The organism is Petrachloros mirabilis (genome assembly GCF_975968855.1).
Genome location: NZ_CDLUDY010000219.1, coordinates 1 through 4803 on the forward strand (window position 1 = coordinate 1; position 4803 = coordinate 4803).

The window sequence follows — 4803 nt, forward strand, 5'->3', positions numbered from 1 at the left end:
CTCTTCGTCACCCGAGGTCTGAAGATTACCTTCCTTAAGCTCGATCCGTACATCAATGTTGATCCCGGCACCATGAACCCTTATCAACACGGGGAAGTATACGTGACTGATGACGGGGCTGAAACCGACCTGGATCTCGGCCACTACGAGCGCTATACCTCACTGACCTTGACGAAGGAAAACAACTATACGACCGGCCGCATCTACAATTCCGTCATCACCAAAGAGCGACGGGGCGACTACCTGGGAGGAACCGTTCAGGTCGTGCCGCACATCACCGATGAGATCAAGCAGTGCATTACGCGAATCTCGCAAGGGATGGATGTCACGATAGTCGAGATCGGAGGGACGGTCGGCGATATCGAGAGTCTGCCGTTTCTCGAGGCGATCCGTCAGCTGCCTTATGATGTAGGGCGGGAGAATGTTCTGTACGTGCATCTGACCCTGGTCCCATATATTGGCGCGGCAGGCGAACTCAAGACCAAGCCGACACAACATTCCGTCAACAAGCTGCGGGAAATCGGTATCCAGCCGAACATTCTTCTGTGCCGGACCGATCGGTATATTCCGCCCGAGATGAAAGCCAAAATCGCGATGTTCTGTAACGTGGAAAAGGATGCGGTGATCACGGCTAAAGATGTTGAAACGATTTACGAAGTGCCGATTGTCTTCCGTAAAGAAGGGTTGGATGAGCTGATTGTGCGGCAGCTCAATCTCGACACAGGCCCGCCGAATCTCAGAGAGTGGGATGCGATGGTCCAGAAGATCAAGCATCCTAAGCACGAAATCTCCGTGGCGCTTGTGGGCAAGTACGCAGGGCTGAAGGAATGTTACAAGAGCTTGGCGGAAGCTTTGGTGCACGGCGGCATCGATCACGAAACGCGCGTAAACGTCAACTGGATCGAATCAGAGGACATTGAGCGGCAGGGGACGGAACGTATCCTGCGGGAAGCCGACGGGATCCTGATACCTGGCGGGTTCGGCATCAGAGGGATCGAAGGGAAAATCATCACGATTCGCTACGCGCGAGAGCGTCAGATTCCGTTTCTGGGGCTGTGCCTGGGTATGCAGTGCGCTACGATAGAATTTGCAAGAAACGTGGCAGGACTGGCCGGGGCGAACAGTTCGGAATTCGACGAGCGGACGCCGCACCCGGTCATCCACCTCATGCCGGATCAGCATGCGGTCAGCGATAAGGGCGGGACGATGAGATTAGGCAGCTATGTCTGTACATTGGGGGAGGGTACGCTTGCGCAAAAAATGTACGGCGTGAGCGAAGTCCGTGAGCGACATCGGCATCGCTACGAGTTTAACAATGCCTATCGCGGGCAGCTGACCGCGAAAGGTTTAGTATTGAGCGGCCTGTCACCGGACGGCCAATTGGTGGAGATTGTGGAACTCAAAGGCCATCCCTGGTTCCTGGCAACCCAATTCCATCCGGAATACTGTTCGCGTCCGCACCGGCCACATCCTCTGTTCAGCGGATTTGTTGGCGCAGCGTTGCGGAAGAAGCTGGGCCATTGATGAGAAAGGCTAACTTCGAGGCTGAGACGAAGGGACTTCTTACGTGGTATCTTCCCTTAATTTCGACCTCAGCCTAAGCCTCCAAAGATTATGGCACATCTTGTCCATATCGGATCATTCAAGGTCGGCCAGGGGCAACGGCCTTTCCTGATCGCCGGACCCTGCGTCATTGAAAATGAACAGCTTGTGATGGATACGGCAGGCCGGATCGCCGAGATCGCCAAGTCCCTCGACATTCCATTCGTCTTCAAGTCGTCTTATGATAAAGCAAATCGAACCTCAATCAGTTCGTTTCGCGGTCCCGGTCTTGAAAAGGGACTCGAGGTGCTCGTGAAGGTCAAGACCCAACTTGGTCTTCCCGTGTTGACAGACGTTCATACGGAAGAGCAGGCGGTAGAATCTGGCAAGGTAGTCGATGTGCTCCAGATCCCCGCCTTTCTATGCAGGCAAACGGATCTGTTGGTAGCGGCGGCGAAGACAGGCAAGGTCGTGAACGTCAAGAAGGGCCAATTCCTTTCACCACGTGAAATGGCAAATGCGGTGAAGAAGGTTGAAGAATGCGGCAGTACACGCATCGTCCTCACCGAGCGAGGCTCTTCATTCGGATACAACAACTTGGTCGTCGATATGCGCTCGTTTCCCATCATGCGGAGCTTCGGCTATCCGGTCGTGTTCGACGCCACCCATAGTGTGCAGCAGCCGGGAGGGGGAGGAACCAAGTCCGGTGGCCAACGCGAATTCGTCGAGCCATTGGCCTGTGCAGCGGCCGGTGCGGGTGTCGACGGGTTCTTTATGGAAGTGCATCCAAATCCCGACGAGGCCCTTTCGGACGGCCCGAATATGGTTCCGCTCCATCAACTCAAATCGCTCCTTGAACGAGTGATGCGGATATGCGACGCGGCAAATCCAAGAACATAACGCAGAAAAGCGCGCTTCGATCTGTACCAAGGGGGAACAGCGGGAGCCTCGCTGAAGGCAAGCGCGTGCTGGCCATTGAGGCTCGTGCTGTCCAGGCGTTGATTGATCGCTTGGATGATCAGTTCGGCAAGGCCGTCGACTTGCTCTTTCAATGCAAAGGCAAGGTCGTTGTTTCAGGGATGGGAAAATCCGGATTAGTCGGCCAGAAGATTGCCGCGACGATGGCCAGCACCGGTACACCGGCGTTCTTCCTCCACCCGGCCGAAGGAATCCACGGTGATCTCGGCATGCTGGGCCGATCGGATATTCTCATTGCCATTTCGAACAGCGGCGAGACGCAGGAAATCTTGCAGCTGCTGCCCTATGTGGAACGGATGGGGATCGCCGTTCTCTCGATGACCGGTCGCTTGAATTCGACCCTTGCCAAGAACAGCGATGTGGCCCTCGACGTCTCCGTTTCGGAAGAAGCCTGTCCGATGGGATTGGCGCCGACCGCCAGCACAACGGCTACCCTTGCGATGGGGGATGCCTTGGCCGTAGCGTTGCTCCAAAGACGCGGCTTCCAAGAAGAAGACTTCGCGCAGTTCCATCCAGGCGGAGCTCTCGGTCGTCGGCTTTTGGTACGGGTCAAAGACCTCATGCATGCCGGGGGCGAGCTGCCCCAGGTCAAGGAATCGGTGGCGGGAACCGCCGCAATTCTGGAAATGACGGCCAAGAAGTTGGGCATGACAACCGTTGTCGATGGAAAGGGGAAGCTTGTCGGGATCATTACCGATGGCGACTTGCGTCGCTTCATTCAACGGGGCGGAGATTTCGCCAGGGTGAGTGCCGGTCAGTTGGCCTCGCGCCATCCGAAGACGATCGCGCCGAAGGATCTGGCAGCCAAAGCCGTCGAGATGATGGAACGCTATTCGATCACGACGCTCGTTGTGTCTGAGGATGGCCGCACCATTTCCGGTGTGATTCATTTGCACGATCTCTTGAAGAGCGGGATCGTTTAAGGGATACTGCGCATCATATGCACCGTGTCATGCAAGTGTGGCGAGCAGTCGGGCAGGATTCTCTCAATCTTCCCAATCTCATAACTTTTGGGCGGATTCTGCTGATTCCTGTCTTTGTAGTCCTCTTCATCATGCCTACGGAGGATCGCTCGATTGGTGCCGCCATCATCTTCGTCATCGCGGCAGTCAGCGACCTGCTGGATGGTTATATCGCTCGTCGGACCGGGCAGGTTACGAAACTGGGCAAACTCCTCGACCCGATAGCCGATAAGCTCCTCGTAGTGTCGGCATTAATCCTCCTGGTCAACGTCGATCGTGTCAGCGCATTGGTAGCGATTCTTGTCATAGCGCGTGAGGTGACCGTCACAGGCATCCGTGCGATCGCTGCGGGTGAGGGGATGATTATTGCCGCCGAGACAACCGGGAAATATAAGATGGCGCTGCAAGTCATTGCCATCACAATGCTCATTCTCGAAGGCACAAATCTCGCTGAGCTTGGGAATCTGCACCTCGCCGGTCTCGCGACGCTCTACCTCTCGCTTGTGTTGGGGTATATTTCAGGCGGTCAGTATGTGTGGAGTTTCTGGAAGCAAGTCGCTGCCAAAGGGTTGTAGCTTGACTTTCGCGAATTGCCTCAGCAGATGGATCTCCCATCCTTCAGCTCCTAATCTATGACAGAAAACATTCTCTGGGTGCTTATGGCGATCCTCGGCTACCTGCTTGGGGGTGTTCCATTCGGCGTCGTCGTGTCCCGCGTGATGGGCCTGCCTGATCCTAGGACGGTAGGAAGTAAGAACGTCGGATTTACCAATGTGCTGCGCATTTCAGGGTGGAAAGCCGGCGTTCTCACACTGCTCGGCGATATGGGCAAGGGCTGGGTGATGGGTTGGTTGGCGATGCAGTGGCTCACCGATGAACGATTCATTATGGTCGTCGCTATCGCCCCGTTCCTGGGACATCTCTACTCGCCGTTCCTGAATTTCAAAGGTGGCAAGGGAGTCGCGACGGCTTTGGGAGTTGTCTTGGGCCTCTCACCTTCCGTCGGACTCCTGCTCCTTCTGATCTGGTTAGGAGCGGTTGCCATCTGGCGCTATTCCTCCGGTGGTGCACTGGCAGCTTTCGGGACGCTTCCTGTCGTCGCGATCGTGAACGAGCAACGACAGGAATTTCTCCTCTTCTCCATTGTCGTAAGTGTCCTTATTTGGTTTAAGCACAAAGACAACATTATTCGTCTTTGGAAAGGGACGGAGAGCAAGATCGGCGAGAAGAAATCTTAGAAGATTACCGAGCCTATCCTTCCCTTCCCCGCAACTTCGAATAAAGGCAGAAGATGTGGGAAAAGATAGACGTATCGTAATAA

At 55.2% G+C, this 4803-nt stretch carries 5 protein-coding genes; all 5 read left to right on the plus strand.

What is annotated here, in order from left to right:
* The coding region (locus tag ACWVCN_RS09040; protein ID WP_455245241.1) for a CTP synthase at positions 1–1524 on the plus strand (1524 nt) is incomplete at its 5' end.
* A 90-nt stretch (positions 1525–1614) separates the two neighbouring features.
* Complete coding sequence (kdsA, locus tag ACWVCN_RS09045) at positions 1615–2442, plus strand: 3-deoxy-8-phosphooctulonate synthase (protein ID WP_455245242.1); 828 nt, start codon at positions 1615–1617, stop codon at positions 2440–2442.
* Entirely contained in the window at positions 2415–3443 is a 1029-nt protein-coding gene (locus ACWVCN_RS09050) for a KpsF/GutQ family sugar-phosphate isomerase (protein ID WP_455245243.1), read from the plus strand. Before kdsA ends, ACWVCN_RS09050 begins: the two co-directional genes overlap by 28 nt.
* A gap of 29 nt (positions 3444–3472) precedes the next feature.
* Positions 3473–4057, plus strand: a complete 585-nt coding sequence (gene pgsA, locus ACWVCN_RS09055; protein WP_455245244.1) for a CDP-diacylglycerol--glycerol-3-phosphate 3-phosphatidyltransferase — start codon at positions 3473–3475, stop codon at positions 4055–4057.
* A gap of 57 nt (positions 4058–4114) precedes the next feature.
* Positions 4115–4720, plus strand: a complete 606-nt coding sequence (gene plsY / locus ACWVCN_RS09060) for a glycerol-3-phosphate 1-O-acyltransferase PlsY (protein ID WP_455245245.1) — start codon at positions 4115–4117, stop codon at positions 4718–4720.
* Positions 4721–4803: the final 83 nt, after the last annotated feature.

Coding starts and splice junctions, on each gene's coding strand:
- kdsA (WP_455245242.1), top strand. CDS start 1,615: ATGGCACATCTTGTCCATATCGGATCATTCAAGGTCGGCCAGGGGCAA.
- ACWVCN_RS09050 (WP_455245243.1), top strand. CDS start 2,415: ATGCGACGCGGCAAATCCAAGAACATAACGCAGAAAAGCGCGCTTCGA.
- pgsA (WP_455245244.1), top strand. CDS start 3,473: ATGCAAGTGTGGCGAGCAGTCGGGCAGGATTCTCTCAATCTTCCCAAT.
- plsY (WP_455245245.1), top strand. CDS start 4,115: ATGACAGAAAACATTCTCTGGGTGCTTATGGCGATCCTCGGCTACCTG.